This is a genomic window from Streptomyces sp., assembly GCF_035644915.1.
Lineage (GTDB): Bacteria > Actinomycetota > Actinomycetes > Streptomycetales > Streptomycetaceae > Streptomyces.
On record NZ_DASQNP010000100.1, the window covers coordinates 23,432 to 43,341 of the forward strand.

General features: G+C 75.1%; 19 protein-coding genes and 1 riboswitch. Of the genes, 10 read left to right on the top strand and 9 right to left on the bottom strand.

Annotation, left to right across the window (positions count from 1 at the left end):
* Window positions 1-4: 4 nt before the first annotated feature.
* Window positions 5-1,243: an NAD(P)/FAD-dependent oxidoreductase gene (locus VE546_RS11695; RefSeq protein WP_414720458.1), complete on the bottom strand. Its 1,239-nt coding sequence runs from the start codon at window positions 1,241-1,243 to the stop codon at window positions 5-7.
* Window positions 1,244-1,370: 127 nt separating this feature from the next.
* A riboswitch (TPP riboswitch) is annotated at window positions 1,371-1,483 on the top strand.
* Between VE546_RS11695 and thiO the strand changes: the two genes are divergently transcribed.
* From thiO to VE546_RS11725, 6 genes are all read left to right on the top strand, one after another.
* On the top strand, window positions 1,481-2,626 hold the full coding sequence (gene thiO / locus VE546_RS11700) for a glycine oxidase ThiO (protein ID WP_324921419.1): 1,146 nt from the start codon (window positions 1,481-1,483) through the stop codon (window positions 2,624-2,626). (Overlaps the previous riboswitch by 3 nt.)
* Window positions 2,623-2,871, top strand: coding sequence for a sulfur carrier protein ThiS (thiS, locus tag VE546_RS11705; RefSeq protein ID WP_324921342.1), 249 nt, complete (start codon window positions 2,623-2,625; stop codon window positions 2,869-2,871). Before thiO ends, thiS begins: the two co-directional genes overlap by 4 nt.
* Window positions 2,872-2,995: 124 nt before the next feature.
* Window positions 2,996-3,739: a thiazole synthase gene (locus tag VE546_RS11710; protein WP_414720461.1), complete on the top strand. Its 744-nt coding sequence runs from the start codon at window positions 2,996-2,998 to the stop codon at window positions 3,737-3,739.
* Between the two features lie 176 nt (window positions 3,740-3,915).
* Window positions 3,916-5,841 (top strand): Stk1 family PASTA domain-containing Ser/Thr kinase, encoded by a 1,926-nt coding sequence (gene pknB, locus VE546_RS11715; RefSeq protein ID WP_324921345.1) that lies wholly within the window; start codon window positions 3,916-3,918, stop codon window positions 5,839-5,841.
* Between the two features lie 428 nt (window positions 5,842-6,269).
* The gene (locus tag VE546_RS11720) at window positions 6,270-6,947 is read left to right on the top strand and encodes a transglycosylase SLT domain-containing protein (protein ID WP_414720462.1); all 678 of its coding nucleotides are present in this window, start codon (window positions 6,270-6,272) and stop codon (window positions 6,945-6,947) included.
* Window positions 6,948-7,041: 94 nt separating this feature from the next.
* Window positions 7,042-7,989, top strand: a complete 948-nt coding sequence (locus VE546_RS11725) for a deoxyribonuclease IV (protein WP_324921349.1) — start codon at window positions 7,042-7,044, stop codon at window positions 7,987-7,989.
* Between the two features lie 55 nt (window positions 7,990-8,044).
* On the opposite strand, the gene VE546_RS11730 is transcribed toward VE546_RS11725, so the two are convergent.
* Window positions 8,045-8,668 (bottom strand): sulfite oxidase-like oxidoreductase, encoded by a 624-nt coding sequence (locus VE546_RS11730; RefSeq protein ID WP_324921351.1) that lies wholly within the window; start codon window positions 8,666-8,668, stop codon window positions 8,045-8,047.
* Between the two features lie 169 nt (window positions 8,669-8,837).
* On the opposite strand from VE546_RS11730, the gene bfr reads away from it, so the two are divergent.
* On the top strand, window positions 8,838-9,326 hold the full coding sequence (gene bfr / locus VE546_RS11735) for a bacterioferritin (RefSeq protein ID WP_324921353.1): 489 nt from the start codon (window positions 8,838-8,840) through the stop codon (window positions 9,324-9,326).
* Between the two features lie 69 nt (window positions 9,327-9,395).
* On the opposite strand, the gene VE546_RS11740 is transcribed toward bfr, so the two are convergent.
* The gene (locus VE546_RS11740; RefSeq protein ID WP_324921355.1) at window positions 9,396-9,668 is read right to left on the bottom strand and encodes a (2Fe-2S)-binding protein; all 273 of its coding nucleotides are present in this window, start codon (window positions 9,666-9,668) and stop codon (window positions 9,396-9,398) included.
* A gap of 170 nt (window positions 9,669-9,838) precedes the next feature.
* Window positions 9,839-11,188 (bottom strand): class II 3-deoxy-7-phosphoheptulonate synthase, encoded by a 1,350-nt coding sequence (locus VE546_RS11745; protein WP_324921357.1) that lies wholly within the window; start codon window positions 11,186-11,188, stop codon window positions 9,839-9,841.
* A 283-nt stretch (window positions 11,189-11,471) separates the two neighbouring features.
* Here VE546_RS11745 and VE546_RS11750 point away from each other — a divergent pair, with 283 nt between their 5' ends.
* Complete coding sequence (locus VE546_RS11750) at window positions 11,472-13,406, top strand: anthranilate synthase family protein (protein ID WP_324921359.1); 1,935 nt, start codon at window positions 11,472-11,474, stop codon at window positions 13,404-13,406.
* A 106-nt stretch (window positions 13,407-13,512) separates the two neighbouring features.
* Here VE546_RS11750 and VE546_RS11755 read toward each other — a convergent pair whose 3' ends face one another.
* The 4 genes from VE546_RS11755 to VE546_RS11770 all read right to left on the bottom strand — a co-directional run bounded on the left by VE546_RS11755 (window position 13,513) and on the right by VE546_RS11770 (window position 17,452).
* Window positions 13,513-14,544 carry an ATP-dependent 6-phosphofructokinase gene (locus VE546_RS11755; RefSeq protein ID WP_324921361.1) on the bottom strand — a complete coding sequence of 344 codons (1,032 nt, stop codon included), beginning with the start codon at window positions 14,542-14,544 and terminating at the stop codon, window positions 13,513-13,515.
* A 183-nt stretch (window positions 14,545-14,727) separates the two neighbouring features.
* Window positions 14,728-15,453 carry a response regulator gene (locus VE546_RS11760; protein WP_414720459.1) on the bottom strand — a complete coding sequence of 242 codons (726 nt, stop codon included), beginning with the start codon at window positions 15,451-15,453 and terminating at the stop codon, window positions 14,728-14,730.
* The gene (macS, locus tag VE546_RS11765; protein ID WP_324921363.1) at window positions 15,443-16,639 is read right to left on the bottom strand and encodes a MacS family sensor histidine kinase; all 1,197 of its coding nucleotides are present in this window, start codon (window positions 16,637-16,639) and stop codon (window positions 15,443-15,445) included. The genes VE546_RS11760 and macS overlap by 11 nt, the downstream gene beginning before the upstream one ends.
* A gap of 33 nt (window positions 16,640-16,672) precedes the next feature.
* Window positions 16,673-17,452: a lysophospholipid acyltransferase family protein gene (locus tag VE546_RS11770; protein ID WP_324921365.1), complete on the bottom strand. Its 780-nt coding sequence runs from the start codon at window positions 17,450-17,452 to the stop codon at window positions 16,673-16,675.
* Window positions 17,453-17,647: 195 nt separating this feature from the next.
* Here VE546_RS11770 and VE546_RS11775 point away from each other — a divergent pair, with 195 nt between their 5' ends.
* Both VE546_RS11775 and VE546_RS11780 read left to right on the top strand, forming a co-directional pair.
* On the top strand, window positions 17,648-18,418 hold the full coding sequence (locus VE546_RS11775) for an alpha/beta hydrolase (protein WP_324921367.1): 771 nt from the start codon (window positions 17,648-17,650) through the stop codon (window positions 18,416-18,418).
* On the top strand, window positions 18,405-19,037 hold the full coding sequence (locus VE546_RS11780; RefSeq protein ID WP_324921369.1) for a hypothetical protein: 633 nt from the start codon (window positions 18,405-18,407) through the stop codon (window positions 19,035-19,037). Before VE546_RS11775 ends, VE546_RS11780 begins: the two co-directional genes overlap by 14 nt.
* A 16-nt stretch (window positions 19,038-19,053) precedes the next feature.
* On the opposite strand, the gene VE546_RS11785 is transcribed toward VE546_RS11780, so the two are convergent.
* Window positions 19,054-19,908, bottom strand: a complete 855-nt coding sequence (locus VE546_RS11785; RefSeq protein WP_324921371.1) for an endonuclease/exonuclease/phosphatase family protein — start codon at window positions 19,906-19,908, stop codon at window positions 19,054-19,056.
* Window positions 19,909-19,910 lie beyond the last annotated feature (2 nt).

Here is a 19,910-nt window from a genome sequence, read left to right on the forward strand (position 1 = left end):
GTCACTACCGCACGGCACGCTTCAGGGGGACGGCCGGGTCGGCCGCCCGCACCGGATCGAGGACCGCGGACTGCTCGATCAGCTTGCGCCCCTGGGCGATGTCGCGCGGCCGCCCCACGGCCAGCAGCGCGTTGAGCACACCGTCGCGCAGCCAGCACACCGACCAGGCGGCGCCCGCCGGATCACCGCGCCACAGCAGCTCGTCGGCGTCCTCGTGGTGGCCCGCGTACTGCACGAAGCGGCCGAACTGCTCGGACCAGAAGTACGGCACCGGGTCGTACGGGGGCGTCTCGGCCTCGCCGACGGTCAGCACCGAGGCGACCGTGCGCGGCCCCTGGAGCGCGTTGTCCCAGTGGTGCACCAGCAGCCGCCGGCCGTAGCGGGCCGAGGGGAAGGAGGCGCAGTCGCCGACGGCGTACACGCCGGGGACGGAGGCGCGCAGGTACTCGTCGGCGAGCACCGAGCCGTCCCCGCCCAGCGCCACGCCCGAGCCCGCCAGCCAGCCGGTGGCCGGACGCGCGCCGATCCCGACCACCACGGCCCCGGCGGTCAGCACCGAGCCGTCGGACAGCTCCACCGCGCAGGAGTCCGCGCCGCCGGGGCGCACGGCGGTGACGGCGTGCCCGGTGCGCAGCTCGGCGCCCGCCTCCGCGTACCAGCGGCGCATGTGGTCCGCGACCTGCGGCGGCAGCACCCCGGCCAGCGGCCGGCCGGCGGCCTCCACCACGGTCACCCGGCAGCCCGCCTCGCGGGCGGCGGTGGCGAACTCCGCGCCGATCCAGCCCGCCCCGACGACCACCACGTCCCGCTGCCCGGCGAGCACCGGCCGCAGCCGTTCGGCGTCGTCGAGCGTGCGCAGCAGGTGCACCCCGGGGACGTCCTCGGCGCCGGGCAGGCGGACCGGCTCGGCGCCGGTGGCGAGGACCAGGTGGTCGTACGGCAGCGGCCCGGCGTCGGTGTCCACCACGCGGTCGCCGGGGCGCAGCCCGGTGGCGCCGTGGCCCAGGCGCAGGTCGATGCCGAGCGTGCCGAAGTCGACGTCGAAGGCGGCGCCGGTGGCCTTGCCCAGCAGCAGCGCCTTGGACAGCGGCGGCCGGTCGTACGGCCGGTGGGGCTCGGCGCCGATCAGGGTGATCGCCCCGGGCCAGCCCTGCTCGCGCAACTGCACGGCGGTCTGCACCCCGGCCATCCCGGCGCCGACCACCAGGACCCGCTGTCCGCTCTGCTCGGTTCGCACGCTCACGCGATCACTGTAGGAGGTCGGCGCGGGCGCCGTGGAGCCGCGCACCGGGAAGCCGGGCGGCGGAGCCCGGCGCCGGGCCGCCCTTCAGCCGCGCCGGGCCCCACAGTAGGGTGGCGGCTGTCCAGCGGACACAACTCGCGGGAGCCCGGCGCACCGGGCTGAGAGGGAGGCTTGCGCGGCCTCCGACCGTACGAACCTGATCCGGGTCATACCGGCGAAGGGAGGGGCGTGGTGCCCATGCGTGTGGTGGTCATCGGCGGTGGCGTCATCGGGCTGGTCACGGCCTGGCGGACCGCGCAGCGGGGGGCGGAGGTCGCCGTCGTCGACCCGTCGCCGGGCGGCGGGGCGGCCCAGGTAGCGGCCGGGATGCTGGCGGCCGTCACCGAACTGCACTACGGCGAGGAGGCCCTGCTCGCCCTCAACCTCGCCTCCGCGCGCCGCTATCCGGCCTTCGCGGCCGAGCTGGAGGAGGCCACCGGGCGGGGGATCGGCTACCGCACCTGCGGCACCCTCGCCGTCGCCCTGGACTCCGACGACCGCGCCCACCTGCGGGACCTGCACGAACTGCACCGTCGCTGCGGGCTGGACTCCCGGTGGCTGACCGGCCGGGAGTGCCGCCGCCTGGAGCCGATGCTCGCCCCGGGGGTGCGCGGCGGGCTGCGCGTGGACGGCGACCACCAGACCGATCCGCGGCGGCTGACGGCCGCCTTGCTGGCCGCCTGCGAGCGGGCCGGGGTGGCCCTGGTGCGGCGGCGGGCGGTACGCCTGGCGGTCGCCGGCGACCGGGCGGCGGGGGCGGTCCTCGACGACGGCACCGTGCTGGAGGCCGACCGGGTGGTGCTGGCGGCCGGCAGCGAGAGCGGCCGGCTGGCGGGCGTGCCCGAGGAGGTGCTGCCGCCGGTGCGCCCGGTCAAGGGCCAGATCCTGCGGCTGCGCGTCCCCGGGGTGTACGCCCCCTTCCTCTCCCGCACCGTGCGGGCCCTGGTCCGCGGCGGCCACGTCTACCTGGTGCCGCGGGTGGACGGCGAGCTGGTGCTCGGCGCCACCAGCGAGGAACAGGGCTGGGACACCACCGTGACGGCGGGCGGCGTCTACGAGCTGCTGCGCGACGCGCACGAACTGGTGCCCGGCATCACCGAGCTGCCGCTGGTGGAGACCCGGGCGGGACTGCGCCCCTGCTCCCCCGACAACGCGCCGCTGCTCGGCCCGACCGCCCTGCCCGGCCTGCACCTGGCCACCGGCCACCACCGCAACGGGGTGCTGCTGGCCCCGATCACCGGCGAGGCCATGGCCGAGGTCCTGACCACCGGCCGGCTTCCCGAACAGGCCCGCCCGTTCACCCCCCGGCGCTTCGACCGCACGTTCCAGGAGAGCCACGCATGAGCACCCACGACACCGGCACCGGCACCGGTACTGGCGCCGGCACCGTCACCGTCCGCGTCAACGGCGAGCCCCGCGAGGTCGTGGCCGGCCTCACCCTCGACCGGCTCGTGGCCACCCTCACCACCGCGTCCACGGGAGTCGCCGCGGCCGTCAACGAGGCCGTCGTGCCGCGCGGGCGGTGGCCCGAGACCCCGCTCGGCGACGGCGACCGCGTCGAGGTCCTCACCGCGGTCCAGGGAGGCTGACATGACGTCCGACGCCACGGGCACCACCGGCACCACAGCCGGCACCGCAACCGGCACCACGGTCGGCACCGCGGCCGACGACGCGTTCACCATCGGCGGCACCACCTTCACCTCCCGGCTCATCATGGGCACGGGCGGCGCACCCAGCCTGGACGTCCTGGAGCGGGCGCTGCTCGCCTCGGGCACCGAACTGACCACCGTCGCGATGCGGCGGGTGGACCCCACCGTCTCCGGGTCGGTGCTGTCGGTCCTCCAGCGGCACGGCATCCGCGTCCTGCCCAACACCGCGGGCTGCTTCACCGCCGGGGAGGCCGTGCTCACCGCCCGGCTGGCCCGGGAGGCGCTGGGCACCGACTGGATCAAGCTGGAGGTCGTCGCCGACGAGCGCACCCTGCTGCCCGACCCGGTGGAGCTGCTGGAGGCCGCCGAGACGCTGGTGGACGACGGCTTCACCGTCCTGCCGTACACCAACGACGACCCCGTGCTGGCCCGGCGGCTGGAGGACGTGGGCTGCGCGGCGATCATGCCGCTGGGCTCGCCCATCGGCTCGGGCCTGGGCATCCGCAACCCGCACAACTTCCAGCTCATCACCGAGCGGGCGTCCGTCCCGGTCATCCTCGACGCGGGGGCGGGCACCGCCTCGGACGTCTCGCTCGCCATGGAGCTGGGCTGCGCCGCGGTGATGCTGGCCTCCGCCGTCACCCGCGCCCAGGAGCCGGTGCTGATGGCCCGGGCGATGCGCCACGCGGTGGAGGCGGGGCGGCTGGCGTACCGGGCGGGCCGCATCCCGCGCCGCCACTTCGCGCTGGCGTCCTCGCCGGTGGAGGGGACGGCGGACCTCGATCCGGAGCGGCCGGCGTTCCGTTAGGACCCCGCCGGACCTGCGGGGCCGCCGTGCCGGTCCGCCGCACCCGCCCGCCGCACCGGTCCGCCGCACCTGTCTGTCGCACCGGTGCCGCGGGTCCGTCACCGTTTGGCTGCGGTCCGGTGCGCCTGCGGCCGGTGCGGGCGGCGCCGGGGGCGGCGGCTCGTAGACTCTGCGCCGTGGACACGACCCTCCAGGACCCGTTGCTCGGGCACGTGCTCGACGGCCGGTACCGCGTGGAAGCGCGGATCGCCGTCGGCGGCATGGCCACGGTCTACCGGGCCCTGGACACCCGGCTGGACCGGGTGCTCGCCCTGAAGGTGATGCACCCCTCCCTGGCGGCCGACGCCTCGTTCGTCGAGCGGTTCATCCGGGAGGCCAAGTCGGCCGCGCGCCTGGCGCACCCCAATGTGGTGGGGGTCTTCGACCAGGGCTTCGACGGCGGTTACGTCTACCTCGCGATGGAGTACGTCGAGGGCTGCACGCTGCGCGACCTCCTGCGCGAGCGCGGGGCGCTCCAGCCGCGCGCCGCCCTGGACGTCCTGGAGGCGGTGCTCGCGGCGCTGGGCGCCGCCCACCTGGCCGGCCTGGTGCACCGCGACGTGAAGCCGGAGAACGTGCTGCTCGGGGACGACGGGCGGGTCAAGGTCGCCGACTTCGGCCTGGTGCGGGCCGTGGACCAGCAGACCTCCGCCTCCACCGGATCGGTGCTGGGCACCGTCTCCTACCTCGCCCCCGAGCAGATCGAGCACGGCACCGCCGACGCCCGGGCCGACGTCTACGCCTGCGGCGTGATGCTCTACGAGATGCTCACCGGCGCCAAGCCGCACCCCGGCGGCACTCCGGCCCAGGTGATCTACCAGCACCTGAACGAGGACGTCCCGGCCCCCTCCGCCGCCGTGCCCCATCTGGCCGCCGCGCTCGACGAGCTGGTGGCCCGCACCACCGCCCGCGCGCCCGAGCGGCGTCCGGCCGACGCCGTCGGGCTGCTCGCCGAGGTCCGCGCGGTCCGGCAGGCGCTGACCGACGAGCAGCTCGACGCCCTTCCCCCGGCCGCCGCCGGCCCGGGCGGGTCCGCCGGCCCCGAGGACCCCACCACCGTCCTCCCGCGCCGCGCGCCCGGAACGCCGCAGGCCCCGCCGGACGCGGACGCCCTGGACCGCACCAGCGTGCTGCCCGCGCCGCCGGCCGCCCGCACCCGGCCCGCCGCCGGGCCCCGGGCCGGGCGGGGGCCGCGCCGCTCGGTGCTGGCGCTGGTCGCCGCCGTCCTGCTGGTCCTGGGGGCGGGGCTGGGCGTGTGGTACATCAACTCCGGACAGTTCACCCGGACCCCCGGGGTGCTCTCCATGACCGAGGCCGAGGCCAAGCGGACCGTCGAGCGGGCCGGGCTGGAGTGGCGGATCACCCGGGACTACAGCGAGACCGTGGCGAAGGGGCGGGTCATCGCCACCGACCCCGGCCGCGGGGAGCGCATCCGCGGCAACGGCACGGTCACCATCACCGTCTCCCGGGGCCCCGAGCGGGTCGAGGTGCCCGATGTGACGGGCGCCACCCTGGCCGAGGCGCGGCGGCGGCTCGCGGACGCCGGGCTGGCGCCGGGCATGGTGACCAGGGAGTTCGACGAGGACGTGGAGCGGGGCTCGGTGGTCCGTACGGACCCGGGTCCGGGCACCGGGCGCCGACCCGGCGCGGCCGTGGCGATCGTGGTCTCCAAGGGCGCGCGGATCGAGGTCCCCGACGTCGTCGGCGAGAACGAGGGCGAGGCGCGGCGGCGGCTGACCGAGGCCGGCCTGAGGGTCGAGGTGGCACCGGAGCGGGTGTTCTCCCGGGAGGAGGCGGGCGCGGTCGCCCGGCAGTCCCCCGGCCGGGGCGCGGTCGCGGCCGAGGGCGACACCGTCAGGCTCACCGTCTCCAAGGGGCCGGAGCGGGTCGAGGTCCCCGATGTGGAGGGGATGAAGGAGGGCGAGGCCCGGCGGGCCCTCGAGAACGCGGGCTTCGAGGTGAGGGTCCGCAAGGTCTTCTTCACCGGCACGGTCTTCGACCAGTCCGTGAACGGCGGCGACCGGGCGCCACGCGGCTCGACGATCACCATCTGGGTGCGCTGAACCGGTCACGGAGCGTCACCCGGGGCGGCGGCCGTTGTGAGACCGCCCATAGGACCTGCGTCACGTACGAAACCCCGTAGTGCCCGGTACGGCCGCCCCGAGCAGGGGAAACGGCCCCCTCGGCCGCAGGCGGTCCGGGGATCCTACGAGATGGGGTAGTACGTCCGTCCTTTGTCCGGATAAGTTCCCCCCGCTAACAATGCAACGGTCGCGCGGCGCCGTGGAGCAGAACCCGGCGCACCCTCTCCGGCCCCACGGCCGGTCCGGATGATCCGGCTCCGCGACGCAAGCGATCGGAAGAGGTTCTCCTCCCCATGACCGTTGCCAGACTTCTCGACCAGGTCCGTACGCAGGTCTGTACGCAGGTCCGCGCCCAGGTCCACGCCCAGGTCCGCGCGGCCGGCACCCGCAGGCTCTCGGCCATCGGCATGGCCGCGGCCACCGGCGCCGCCACCCTGGCCCTGGGCTTCGCCCCGGGCGACGAGGCGGCCCCCGCGGCCCGGAGCGTCCCGGCTCCCGCCCCCGTGAAGCTGTCCGCCCAGGACACCGGCGCCTCCCTCCAGGCGGGCAGCCTGCGCGAGCAGTCGGCCAGCGCCTACCAGCAGGCCCAGCAGGACGCCATCGAGGCGGAGCGGAGGGCCGCCGCCGAGGAGATGGCCCAGGAGAAGAGGGAGGCCCGGCGGCAGGCGGAGGCCGAGCGGCGGGCCGCCCGGGAGCGGGCCGAGAAGCAGCGGGCCGCCAGCCGTTCCGCCGCCCGCGAGCGGCAGCAGGCCGCCCCCTCCTACCCCGACAACCTCGACGGCTGGATCCGCGAGGCCCTGGCCATCATGAAGCGCGAGGGCATCCCCGGCACCTACGAGGGCATCCACCGCAACATCATGCGCGAGTCCAGCGGCAACCCCCGCGCCATCAACACCTGGGACATCAACGCCCGCAACGGCGTCCCCTCCAAGGGCCTGCTCCAGGTGATCCAGCCCACCTTCGACGCCTACCACGTCGAGGGCACCGCCTACGACCTGTACGACCCGGTGGCCAACATCGTCGCGGCCTGCAACTACGCCGCCGACCGCTACGGGTCGATCGACAACGTCAACGGCCCCTACTGACCCGGCCGGGGACGGACGCCCCCGACCGCCCCGGCGGCCCGCCCGCGAGCGGGCCGCCGAGGCGTCTCCCGCGGGCACCTGGCACCCTCGGTGTGTGAGCACAGCACCTTCCCCGTCCCCCGGCCCGTCCCCCGCTCCGTCCCCGCGCGGCACCGGCCGCTTCCCCGGCCCCCGCGCCCGCAACCCCGTCGGCAGCCATGTCGCCGTGGCCGGCGGGCTCGCCTCCCGGGGGCTGGCCTACGCCCGGGAGATCGGCGCGGAGACCGTCCAGGTCTTCGTCGCCAATCCGCGCGGCTGGGCCACCCCGGCCGGTGACCCCCGGCAGGACGAGGCGTTCCGCGCGGCCTGCGAGGCCGAGGGCATCCCGGCCTACGTCCACGCCCCCTACCTGATCAACTTCGGCTCGCACACCGAGGCCACGGTCGAGCTGTCCGTGGCCTCCCTGCGGCACTCGCTGCGCCGCGCCCGGCGGATCGGCGCCCTGGGCGTGGTGGTCCACACCGGCTCGGCCACCGGCGGACGCGACCGCGCCACGGCCCTGGCCCAGGTGCGGGAGCGGATGCTGCCGCTGCTGGAGGAGCTGGACCGGGACGACGACGGCTCCGGGACGACCCCCTGGCTGCTGCTGGAGCCGACCGCGGGCCAGGGCGCCTCGCTGTGTGCGCGGGCCGAGGACCTCGGCCCCTACTTCGACGCCCTGGACCGGCACCCCCGGGTGGGCGTCTGCCTGGACACCTGCCACGCCTTCGCCGCCGGGCACGACACGGCCGCCGAGGGCGGCATGAAGGCGCTGCTGGACGAGGTGACGGCGGTGGCGGGCGAGGGACGGCTGCGGCTGATCCACGCCAACGACTCCCAGGACGTCGCCGGCGCCCGCCGGGACCGGCACGCCAACATCGGGGCGGGGCACATCGGGACGGAGCCGTTCCGCGAGCTGTTCCGCCATCCGGCGACCGAGGGCGTGCCCCTGGTCATCGAGACGCCGGGCGGCCGGGAGGGGCACGCCGCGGACGTGGCGCTGCTGAAGCGGCTGCGGAGCTGAGCACCGGTTCCGGGCATCGGGCACGGGCGGCGGGCACGGGCGGCGGGACCGCCGGCTACGGCTGGGGGCCGTCGCCCGGCTCCTCCTGGTAGGAGTAGCGCTGCTCGCGCCAGGGGTCGCCGATGTTGTGGTAGCCCCGCTCCTCCCAGAAGCCCCGGCGGTCGGCGGTCATGTACTCCACGCCCCGCACCCACTTCGGGCCCTTCCAGGCGTACAGGTGGGGTACGACCAGCCGCACCGGGAAGCCGTGCTCGGCGGTGAGGGGTTCGCCGCCGCGGTGGGTGGCGAAGATCGTGTGCCCGGCGGCGAAGTCCGACAGCCGCAGGTTGGAGCTGTACCCGTACTCGGCCCACACCATCACATGGGTGGCCTCCGGCGCGGGCGGCACCAGGTCGAGGATCGTACGGGCCCTCACCCCGCCCCATTCGACGTCCAGCATGCTGAACCGGGTGACGCAGTGCAGGTCGCCGACCACGGTCTCGTACGGCAGCGCCGAGAACTCCTCGTGACTCCAGCGGCGTTCGCCGCCGTCTGCGGTGGCCCCGAAGACGCGGAACTCCCAGCGCTCGGGTCTGAACCGGGGTACCGGGCCGTAGTGCGTCACCGGCCAGCCGCGCTGGAACCGCTGCCCCGGCGGAAGGCGACGATGCTCCCCTTCGCGGCTTTCCGGCTGAACCATGCCTCCATGGTGACAGAACACGGAGCGTGTCGGTCACCGCACCCTCACGGTACGTTCCGCGCTCCGGCGCTCCCTTCTTTTCGGATAAGTCATCATTTACTGGACGGCACGCGGTGACGGTGCGAGGATGCGCCCATCCGACGAGTCCCCGCGCGGAAGGAACGCCGGCATGCAGGGCGACCCCGAGGTCATCGAGTTCCTCAACGAACAGCTCACCGCGGAACTGACGGCGATCAACCAGTACTTCCTGCACGCCAAGCTGCAGGAGAGCAACGGATGGACGAAGCTCGCCCGCTACACGCGGGCGGAGTCGTTCGACGAGATGCGGCACGCCGAGCGGCTGACCGACCGCATCATCTTCCTGGAGGCCCTGCCCAACTACCAGCGGCTCTTCCACGTCCGGGTGGGCCAGACCGTCACCGAGATGTTCCAGGCGGACCGCCAGATCGAGGTCGAGGCGATCGACCGGCTGCGGCGCGGCATCGAGGTGATGCGGGGCAGGGGCGACATCACCTCGGCCAACATCTTCGAGGACATCCTGGCCGACGAGGAGGAGCACATCGACTACCTCGACACCCAGCTCCAGTTGATCGAGAAGCTCGGCGAGCCGCTGTACATCGCCCAGCAGATCGAGCAGCCGGACCCGGAGTCGGACTGAGCCGCCCCGCGCCGGGCGGCCCCGCACCGGACGGCAGGGCCGGCGGTACGGGCGCGGGCAGCGGGGGCGTCAGGCCGCCGCGGCGGTCCGTACGGGCCCGCCGGGCACGGCGGGCCCGGCCGCGGGCACCCGCCCGGGGGCGCTCTCCCGCTCCGGCCGTCGCGCGGCCTCGCTCCGCGGGCACGCGCCGCGGCCCAGCAGGCCCTGGATGCGGCGGACGCAGGAACCGCAGTCGGTGCCCGCCCGGCTCACGGAGGCTATCTGGCGCGGGGTGCAGGCCCCGGCCGCCGCGTGTTGGCGCACCTGCTCCTCGGTGATGCCGAAGCACGAGCAGACGTACACGCGGTTCACCTCCACCGAAGCGGTCCAGGCACGGGTGGGACACCCGCCCCGATTTGGTGAGGTAAACCTTACCTTACTTCTCGCTCCGGCTCGCGACAGCACCGCCGACAGCACCGTGGGGCGCGGATCGCCATGATCCGCGCCCCACGGGCGCACGGTCCGCCGGCCCCCTACTGGTCGCGGTACATCTCCGCGACGAGGAAGGCCAGGTCCAGCGACTGGCTGCGGTTCAGACGCGGGTCGCAGGCGGTCTCGTAGCGCTGGTGGAGGTCGTCGACGAAGATCTCGTCGCCGCCGCCCACGCACTCGGTGACGTCGTCGCCGGTCAGCTCCACGTGGATGCCGCCCGGGTGGGTGCCCAGGCTCTTGTGGACCTCGAAGAAGCCCTTGACCTCGTCCAGCACGTCGTCGAAGCGCCGCGTCTTGTGGCCGCTGGCCGCCTCGAAGGTGTTGCCGTGCATCGGGTCGCACACCCACGCCACCTGGGCCCCGGAGGCCGTGACCTTCTCCACCAGGGTGGGGAGCCGGTCGCGGATCTTGTCGGCTCCCATCCGGGTGATGAAGGTCAGCCGTCCGGGCTCGCGCTCCGGGTCCAGCCGGTCGATCAGCGCCAGGGCGTCCTCGGGCGTGGTGGCCGGGCCCAGCTTCACCCCGATCGGGTTGCGGATGCGGGAGGCGAACTCGATGTGCGCCCCGTCGAGCTGCCGGGTGCGCTCGCCGATCCACACCATGTGGCCGGAGACGTCGTACAGCCGCCCCGTCCGGGAGTCCACCCGGGTCAGCGCGGACTCGTAGTCGAGGATCAGCGCCTCGTGCGAGGCGTAGAACTCGACGGTCTTGAACTCCTCCGGGTCCACCCCGCAGGCGTTCATGAAGTTCAGCGCCCGGTCGATCTCCCGGGCCAGGGCCTCGTAGCGCTGGCCGGAGGGCGAGTTCTTCACGAAGTCCTGGTTCCAGGCGTGCACCTGGCGCAGGTCGGCGTAGCCGCCGGTGGTGAAGGCGCGGACCAGGTTGAGCGTCGCGGCGGAGGCGTGGTACATGCGCTTGAGCCGCTGCGGGTCCGGGGTGCGCGCCTCCGCGGTGAACTCGAAGCCGTTGACGGAGTCGCCGCGGTAGGAGGGCAGGGTCACCCCGTCGCGGGTCTCGGTCGGCTTCGAACGGGGCTTGCTGTACTGCCCGGCGATCCGGCCCACCTTGACCACGGGAACGGACCCGGCGTAGGTGAGCACGGCCCCCATCTGGAGCAGCGTCTTGAGCTTGTTCCTGATCTGCTCGGCGGAGACGGCGTCGAACGCCTCGGCGCAGTCGCCGCCCTGGAGCAGGAACGCCTCGCCCTTGGCGACGGCGGCCATGCGCTCCCGCAACTGGTCGCACTCACCTGCGAAGACGAGCGGCGGATAGGACTCGAGCTCAGCGATCACATCGCGCAGAGCCTCGGGGTCCGGCCAGTCGGGCTGCTGCGCCGCGGGTAGGTCTCGCCAGGTGTGGACACCGGCGTCGGGGTTGGCGTTCACGGTCACGGACCCAAGATTACGGGGTGTGGTCCTCCGCTCCCCGCCGTGCCCGATGGGTGAGACGGGGGACATCGGCGACGGGAGGGTCGGGTAGGGTGCGGGACATGTTCGCGCAGACGACCACGGCGGCCGTGACGGCCGCGGCCTGGTGGTGGCCCGCTTCTCCGGCGGCCCACCGACGCGCGCACTGAGACGACCGACGCGAAGGCCGCCCGAGGGGCGGCCTTCGTCGTGTCTGCCGGCATCCGGCGCGCGGGTCGTTCCCTCCCGGCGGACGGAAGGACCCGCCATGGAGAACCCCGAGAACCCCCGCACCCCCGCCGACACCGCGAGCGCCGCGAGCGCCCTGGTGGAGCGGCTGCTGGCCGACGACTGCCCGCCCTTCGCGCTGCTGCGGCGGCGCACCCCCGGCCGGGACGAGCACACCGTGGAGGTGCTCGTCGGACCGGTCACGGAGGTGGAGCGGCTGGCCGACATCCCCGTCGGGAGACCGGCCGCCCTCGCCCTGGTGCCGTTCCGGCAGATCCGCGAACGCGGCTTCGACGCGGCCGACGACGGCACCCCGCTGTCCGTCCTCGTCCCCGCCGAGACGCGTGAACTCCCCCTGGACGCGGTGATGGCCGCGCTGCCCCGGCACGCGGTCCGGGTCGACGGCGGCGGCTTCGACGTGACCGACGCGGCGTACGAGGAGATCGTGCGCCGCGTCGTCGAGGACGAGATCGGCGCCGGCGAGGGCGCCAACTTCGTCGTCCGCCGCACCTACCGGGGCGTCATCCCGGGCTACGGGCGCGCCGACGCGCTGGCGCTGTTCCGGCGGCTGCTGGCCGGGGAGCGCGGGGCGTACTGGACGTACGTCGTCCACACCGGCGACCGGACGCTGGTGGGGGCCAGCCCCGAGGTCCACGTCCGGATGAGCGGCGGGACCGTGGTGATGAACCCCATCAGCGGCACCTACCGCTACCCCGCCGAAGGCCCCTCGGTGGAGGGCCTGCTGGCGTTCCTCGGCGACCGCAAGGAGACCGAGGAGCTGTCGATGGTCGTCGACGAGGAACTGAAGATGATGTGCGCCGTCGGCGACCGGGGCGGGGTGGTGGTCGGGCCGCGGCTGCGGGAGATGGCCCACCTGGCGCACACCGAGTACGAGCTGCGCGGGCGCAGCACGTGGGACGTGCGCGACGTGCTGCGCGAGACGATGTTCGCCGCGACCGTCACCGGCAGCCCGGTGGAGAACGCCTGCCGGGTGATCAGGCGGTACGAGCGGGGCGGGCGCGGCTACTACGCGGGGGCGCTGGCGCTGGTGGGCCTCGACGCGGGCGGCCGGCAGACGCTGGACTCGCCCATCCTCATCCGCACCGCCGACATCGACGCGGCGACCGGACGGCTGCGGGTGCCGGTGGGCGCCACGCTGGTGCGCGCCTCCGACCCGGCGGGCGAGGTGGCCGAGACCCACGCCAAGGCCGCCGGGGTGCTGACCGCGCTGGGCGTGCGCCCCGGCCCGGTGCGGGAGGCGCGGGAGGCCCCCGTACGGCCGGGACTGGCGGACGACCCGCGGGTGCGGGCCGCGCTGGACGCGCGCCGCGCCGGCCTCGCCCCCTTCTGGCTGCGGATGCGGACCGCCCGGGAGCGCGGCACGGCCCGCGGCGAGGTGCTGGTGGTGGACGGCGAGGACACCTTCACCTCGATGCTGGCGCACCTGCTGCGCTCCACCGGCCTGGCGGTGACGGTGCGGCGGTACGACGAGCCGGGGCTGCGGCGGGCGGCGCTCGCCCACACCGGCCCGGTCGTGCTCGGCCCCGGCCCCGGCGATCCCCGGGACGCGGCCGACCCCAAGATGCGGCTGCTGCGCGGCCTCGCCGCCGAGCTGCTGCGCGAGCACCGGCACGGGCTGCTCGGGGTCTGCCTGGGGCACGAGCTGATCGCCGCCGAGCTGGGCCTGGAACTGGTCCGCAAGGACCGGCCGCACCAGGGCGCGCAGGAGCGGATCGACCTGTTCGGCACCGAGCGGACCGTCGGCTTCTACAACTCCTACACCGCGCGCTGCGACGCGGCGGCGGCGCGGGAACTGGCCGCGGACGGGGTGGAGCTGAGCCGCGACCCGGTCAGCGGGGACGTCCACGCGCTGCGCGGCCCCCACTTCGCCGGGGTGCAGTTCCACCCGGAGTCGGTGCTGACGCTGGAGGGCTCGGCGATCACCGCCGAGCTGCTGGCCGCGGTCCTGGTCTGACCCGGTCCCGGACCGGCCCGGTGCCCCGGGCCGGGAGCGCCTTCCGGGCGGCCCCGGCCCGGGCCGCCCGGGAGGAGCCGCAAGGGGCCAGCCGCCCGGCCGGCGGTCAGCCGAAGAAGACGCTCGCCTCCTCGTACAGCGCCGGATCGACCGTCTTGAGCGTGGCGGTCGCCTCGGCCAGCCGCACGCGGGTGACCCGGATGCCCTGCAGGGCGACCATCGAGCCCCAGTCGCCCTCGTGCACCGCGTCGATCGCGTGGAGGCCGAAACGGGTGGCCAGCCAGCGGTCGAACGGGCTGGGGGAGCCGCCGCGCTGGATGTAGCCGAGCACGGTGGTGCGGGCCTCCTTGCCGGTGCGCCGCTCGATCTCCCGCCCCAGCCACTCCCCCACGCCGGAGAGCCGGGCGCGGGGACCGGCCGCCGCCGGCGCGCCGCCGTGCAGGCTGACCTCGCCCTCCTCGGGCAGGGCGCTGTCGGCGATGACGACGATCGGGGCGTAGGTGGCCCGGAAGCGGGACTCGACCCACTCGCACACCCTCTCGACGCTGAAGGGCTGTTCGGGGATGAGGATGCAGTTGGCCCCGCCCGCCAGGCCCGCGTGGAGGGCGATCCACCCGGCGCTGCGCCCCATCACCTCCACCACGAGCACCCGCTTGTGGGACTCGGCGGTGGTGTGCAGCCGGTCGATGGTCTCGGTGGCGACGCCGACGGCGGTGTCGAAGCCGACGGTGTAGTCGGTCAGGGGGATGTCGTTGTCGATGGTCTTGGGGACGCCGACGCAGGGGACGCCGTGCTCCTCGGCGAACCGGGCCGCGACGCCGAGCGTGGCCGTCCCGCCGAGCACGATCAGGGCGCCCACCCGGTGGCGGGCGAGGGTGCCGAGGACCCGGTCGGACCCCTCGTCCTCCAGGAAGGGGTTGGTGCGCGAGGAGCCCAGGATGGTGCCGCCGCGCGGCAGGGTGCCGCGCACCGCGGAGATGTCGAGCCGCACGGTCTCGTCCCGCAGGACGCCGCGCCAGCCGTCGCGGAAACCGACGAAGTCGTCGCCGTACTGCTGCACGCCCTTGCGGACGATCGCGCGCAGCGCCGCGTTGAGCCCGGGGCAGTCGCTGCCGCCGGTCAGCACTCCGACCCGCATGAGGTTCCCTTCTCCGCCTGGTTTCCCGGTCTCCGGCATCCTCCGGCCTACCCCGCCCGGGTCTCCCCAACCCGGGCGGGATAGGCCGGCCCGGCAACCGGAACGGCGGAACGGGCGGAACGCGGACGGCGCGGGGTGCCGCGGGGCGGGGCGGGGAAGGGCGGCGGGGGCGGAGCGCGCGGGTCAGGCGTCGTCCAGGCCGCGCTCGATCGCGTAGCGCACCAGCTCCACGCGGTTGTGGAGCTGGAGCTTGCCGAGGGTGTTCTGCACGTGGTTCTGCACGGTGCGGTGCGAGATGACCAGCCGCTCGGCGATCTGCTTGTACGACAGCCCCTTGGCGACCAGCCGCAGCACCTCGGTCTCCCGCTCGGTCAGCCGCGGCGCGGCGGGCTCGTCGGGCTTCCCCGGCGCGGGCGCCCCGGCCAGCCGCCGGTACTCGCCCAGTACCAGCCCGGCCAGCCCCGGGGTGAACACCGGGTCCCCGGCGGCCGTACGGCGCACGGCCTCCAGCAGTTCACCGGTGCTCGCCGACTTCACCAGGTAGCCGGTCGCCCCGGACTTCACCGCCTCCAGCACGTCCGCGTGCTCGCCGCTGGCGGAGAGCACCAGCACCCGGGGCGCGGCGGGGTCGGTCCCGGAGCCGACGAGCTGCCGGCACACCTCGACGCCCGGCAGCCCGGGCAGGTTGAGGTCCAGGATCAGCACGTCCGGCGCGGTGGCCCGCGCCCGGCGCACGGCCTGGGGGCCGTCCCCGGCCGTGGCCACCACCTCGAAGCCGGCCTCGGTCAGATCGCGGGCGACCGCGTCCCGCCACATCGGGTGGTCGTCGACGACCATCACCCGTACGGCCCGCTCACCGGTTCCGCCGGCCCCGCCGGCCCCACTGACCCCGCTGGTCTCACTGGTCATTCTTGGGCACCCTCAGCTCGACTTCCGTTCCCTGCCCCGGCACCGACACCAGCTCCGCGCTGCCGCCCAGGTCCCGCAGCCTTCCGCGGATGGACAGCGCCACGCCCATCCGTCCCTCGGCCTCCGCGTCCTCCAGCCGCCCGGGCGGGATGCCGGGCCCGTCGTCCCGGACGGTCACCACCACGGCGTCCGGCTCGTCCTCCAGCAGGATCCACGCCCGGGCCTCCTCGCCCGACGGTCCCCGCGCGTGCTTGCGCACGTTGTCCAGGGCGGCCCCGACCGCCGCCGCCAGTTCCCCGGCCGCCGCGGCGGGCAGCGGCACCGGAGCCCCGGGCTCCGCGAAGGACACCCGGGTGCCGGCGTAAGCGGACAGCAGCGCGCGCACGTCGCAGGTCTCCCCGGACGGCGCCCCGTCGGAGGCGGCGGCCGCGGCGGTGCCGTCGGCCGCGGCACGGGGCGCGGGGACCTCCGGCACCACGCCGCTGGAGACCAGCGTGCGCAGCGCCGCCTCCTGCTCCCCCGCGAGCCGCCCCAGTTCGGCCGCCTCGCCGCCGATGGCCGCGCCGCGGCGCTGCACCATCGCCAGCACCTGGAGCACGCTGTCGTGGATGTCGCGGGCGAGGCGTTCCCGTTCGCGGGTGGCGGCCTCGATCCGCAGCGCCCGCGCCAGGGTGCGCTCGCTGGCGCGGGCCACCTCGACGACGTAGCCGATGGCGATGCTGGCGATGCACACCAGCAGCACGTCGTGCACGGTGTCCTGGGCGAAGCCGCCCGTAGCGACCACGTTGGCGGCGCCGACCAGCAGCGAGGCGCCGGCGGCCCGGCGCCAGCCCTTCTTGACGGCGAAGCCGAGCACCGCGCCCGCCGTCCAGATGGACGGCAGGGTGGGACCGCCCGCGTCGATGCGCGCCTGGGTGTCCACCAGGGGCGTCAGCAGGATGCCGGTGACGGCGACGGACAGGTCGACGGCCAGGAAGGCCGGCGTGCAGCGCTCGGCGGAGGACACCCGGCGGACGGTCGCGAGCGTCCACAGCGCCAGGACGGCCAGGTAGGCGCCCGCCCCGAGCGGATGGACGTACTCGCCGTACCCGTGGACGTACAGCGCCAGCGCGTATCCCATGGTGAGCACGCGGTAGGCGGTCAGCGCGCTCCACAGCGGCTGCTCGACCGACATTCTCGCGGTCATCCTCCCCCGATCCCCCGATCCCCCGTGCGGCCGTCAGGCCACTCTGTCCGGCCCGTCCGGGGCGCCGCTCCCGCCGGCTCCGCCGGTTCCTTCCTTCGCCGCCGCCCTCCGGGCCTTCTCCGCCTTCTCGCGCTCGGCGATCTGCCGCTTCGCCGCCGTCGCGTACATGTCCACGTACTCCTGGCCGGAGAGCTTCATGATCTCGTACATGACCTCGTCGGTCAGCGACCGCAGGACGAAGCGGTCCCCCTCCATGCCCCGGTAGCGGCTGAAGTCGAGCGGCTTGCCGATCCGGATGCCGGGCCGCATCAGCTTCGGGACGATCTTGCCCGGCGGCTGGATCTTCTCGGTGTCGATCATCGCGACCGGGATGACCGGCGCCCCGGTGGCCAGCGCCACCCGGGCCAGGCCGCCCGGCTTGCCGCGGTAGAGACGGCCGTCCGGGGACCGGGTGCCCTCGGGGTAGATGCCGAACAGCTCGCCGCGCTCCAGCACCTGGATGCCGCTCCTGATCGCCGCCTCACCCGCGCCGCGCACGCCCGAGCGGTCCACCGGGAGCTGCCCGACGCCCTTGAAGAACGCGGCGGTCAGCCGGCCCTTGAGCCCCGGGGTGGTGAAGTACTCGGCCTTGGCGATGAAGGTGACCTTCCGGTCGAGGACGGCGGGCAGGAAGAAGGAGTCGGAGAACGACAGGTGGTTGCTCGCCAGGATGGCCGGCCCTTCGGCCGGAACGTTCTCCAGCCCCTCCACCCAGGGGCGGAAGGCGAGCTTGAGCCCGTTTCCGACGGAGAGCTTCATGACGCCGTACAACAACCGAGGAACCTCCTGTATCCGACGGGGAGACCTTATCTCGCCGCTGCGGACCCGCCCTGGCCGTTCCGGTTCCCCGCGACCGCCCGGCCTACCCGGTCACCGTGCGCACGCGTAGGGTGGCAGCACTCCAACCCGCTGCTTCGCCCGCTCCCGGCAGGGTGCCGGCGAGGTGTCGTCCACGAACGGAGATCCACGGTGCCCCTGCTCCCCGGTGCCGAACCGCTGCGCCACGACGGCGGCGAGGTCGGCGTCCTGCTGTGTCACGGTTTCACCGGCTGCCCGCAGTCGCTGCGCCCCTGGGGCGAGTACCTGGCCGAGCGGGACCTGACCGTCTCGCTGCCGCTGCTGCCCGGTCACGGCACCCGCTGGCAGGACCTGGCGGTCACCGGCTGGCAGGACTGGTACGCGACGGTGGACCTGGAGCTGCGCCTGCTGCGCGAACGCTGTGAACAGGTCTTCGTCTGCGGCCTGTCGATGGGCGGGGCGCTCGCGCTGCGCCTGGCCGCCCGGCACGGCGACGCGGTCAGCGGCGTCGTGGCGGTCAATCCGGCGATGACGCTCCCCCGCATCCAGGGGTACGCCCTGCCGGTCCTGCGCCACCTGCTGCCCTCCGCCCGGGGCATCACGAGCGACATCGCCAGGGAGGGCGTGCGGGAGGTCGGCTACGACCGGGTGCCGCTGCACGCCGCCCACTCCCTGTGGCACCTCCTGCGGGTGGTGCGCGGGGAACTGCCCCAGGTCACCCAGCCGCTGCTGCTCCTGCACAGCAGGGTCGACCACGTCGTGCCGCCCTCGGACTCGGCGCTGGTCCTGAGCCGGGTCTCCTCGCGCGACGTGACGGAGACGGTGCTGGAGCGGAGCCACCACGTGGCCACCCTGGACCACGACGCGGAGCGGATCTTCGCGGACTCGTACGGATTCATCACCCGCCTGACAGCGAGGAAGACGGCACGTGACGGAGCGTGAGCACAACCGCGGCGAAGGTTCCGAGCCCCTGGACGAGGAGGCCGCCTGGGCTCAGATCGTGGCGGCGTACGGCGAGGAGCCCGCCGTCCCGCCGGACGTCCGGTCCCCGGACGGCCCGCGCGACCGCACCGGCGGCGCGGAGGACGCGGAGGACGCAGACGGCGGGGACGGTACGGAGGACGGGGACGGCGCGGACGGCCGGCGCGGGCCGGACGGCGGCACCCTCACCGGGACGCTCCCTCCCGGCCCTCCCGGCGCGGACGGCGACGAGGCGCCGGCACGCAGCTTCACCGTGTACGCCGCGGGCTCCGGGCCGCGCGACTGGCGGCCCGCCGAGCCGTCCGACGGCGACCTCGACGAGGACGACGAGGGCCACTTCGTACCGCCCGAGCCCCCGCCGCTCCCCCGGGGCGACACCACCTCCCGGTTCGCCTGGCTGGCGGTCCTGGGCGGCCCGCTGCTGCTGGTGCTCACCGTCCTGTTCCAGCAGGACATGACGTGGTGGATCACCACCCTGGGCGTGGGCGGCTTCCTGGGCGGCTTCGCCACCCTGGTGATGCGGATGCGCGACGACGAGGACGACGACTTCCAGGACCCGGGGCGCGGCGCGGTGGTGTAGCGCGGCGGCGCGGCGCTCAGCCCGTGCGGCCCGCACGGGCCGCACGGGCCGCAGGGGCCGTACGGGCCGGGCCGCCGGGGTCGGCGGGGACGCGCAGGGCGGCCAGGACCGGCAGGTGGTCGGTCGCCGCCCGCAGGTCCGCCTCGCTGACGCCCGGGAGTCCGGTGGGCACGCCGCAGCCCAGCACCTCCACCGCCCCGGTGGCCAGTACGGCGTCGATGCGCTTGCGGGGGGCGCCCGGTGTCGAGGTGTGCTCGCCGCCCCACGGGCTGGTGGCCCAGCCGTCCTGGAGCGCGCCCGCCAGCCGGCGGAAACTCCGGCCGTGGGGCTCGTCGTTGAGGTCTCCGGCCACGACCCCCGCGGCCGTACCCATGCCCGCCAGCCGGTCCAGGACCATCCCCGCCTGGGCGTACCGCTCCCGCTCGGCCAGGCTGAGGTGACAACTGATCACCGCCAGCCGGGCGGCCGGGCCGAAGCGCAGCACCGCCGTCGCCAGCCCCCGGCGGTGCAGGCCGGGGGTGTGCGGCAGCAGGACGTCCTCGCTGTGCTCCACGGCGGCGCGCAGCGAGGACAGGATCATCGGCCCCGTGGCGGTCGCCCCGCCCGTGACGTACACCAGGTCCGTCATGCGGGCGAGGCGGGCCGCGTGCTTGCGCCAGCGGAAGAAGCGGGGGGCCTCCTGGACGCAGACGACGTCGGGGGCGCAGGCCCGGATGACCCGGGCGAGCGCCCGCACGTCGTCCCGCAGGGAGCGGACGTTGTAGCTGAGCAGCCGGACCACGGCCGAGCCGTCGGGCTCGGTGCGGGACGCGGGCAGGTCCCGCGGCTCCGCGGACCGGTCGTCCCGCGCCTTCCCGGCGGCGTCGCTCATCC

Excerpts from the sequence above, each read along its gene's own strand:
- thiO (WP_324921419.1), top strand. The coding sequence starts at position 1,481 with ATGCGTGTGGTGGTCATCGGCGGTGGCGTCATCGGGCTGGTCACGGCC.
- thiS (WP_324921342.1), top strand. The coding sequence starts at position 2,623 with ATGAGCACCCACGACACCGGCACCGGCACCGGTACTGGCGCCGGCACC.
- VE546_RS11710 (WP_414720461.1), top strand. The coding sequence starts at position 2,996 with ATGGGCACGGGCGGCGCACCCAGCCTGGACGTCCTGGAGCGGGCGCTG.
- VE546_RS11720 (WP_414720462.1), top strand. The coding sequence starts at position 6,270 with ATGGCCGCGGCCACCGGCGCCGCCACCCTGGCCCTGGGCTTCGCCCCG.
- VE546_RS11730 (WP_324921351.1), bottom strand. The coding sequence starts at position 8,668 with ATGGTTCAGCCGGAAAGCCGCGAAGGGGAGCATCGTCGCCTTCCGCCG.
- bfr (WP_324921353.1), top strand. The coding sequence starts at position 8,838 with ATGCAGGGCGACCCCGAGGTCATCGAGTTCCTCAACGAACAGCTCACC.
- VE546_RS11750 (WP_324921359.1), top strand. The coding sequence starts at position 11,472 with ATGGAGAACCCCGAGAACCCCCGCACCCCCGCCGACACCGCGAGCGCC.
- VE546_RS11755 (WP_324921361.1), bottom strand. The coding sequence starts at position 14,544 with ATGCGGGTCGGAGTGCTGACCGGCGGCAGCGACTGCCCCGGGCTCAAC.
- VE546_RS11760 (WP_414720459.1), bottom strand. The coding sequence starts at position 15,453 with ATGACCAGTGAGACCAGCGGGGTCAGTGGGGCCGGCGGGGCCGGCGGA.
- macS (WP_324921363.1), bottom strand. The coding sequence starts at position 16,639 with ATGACCGCGAGAATGTCGGTCGAGCAGCCGCTGTGGAGCGCGCTGACC.
- VE546_RS11785 (WP_324921371.1), bottom strand. The coding sequence starts at position 19,908 with ATGAGCGACGCCGCCGGGAAGGCGCGGGACGACCGGTCCGCGGAGCCG.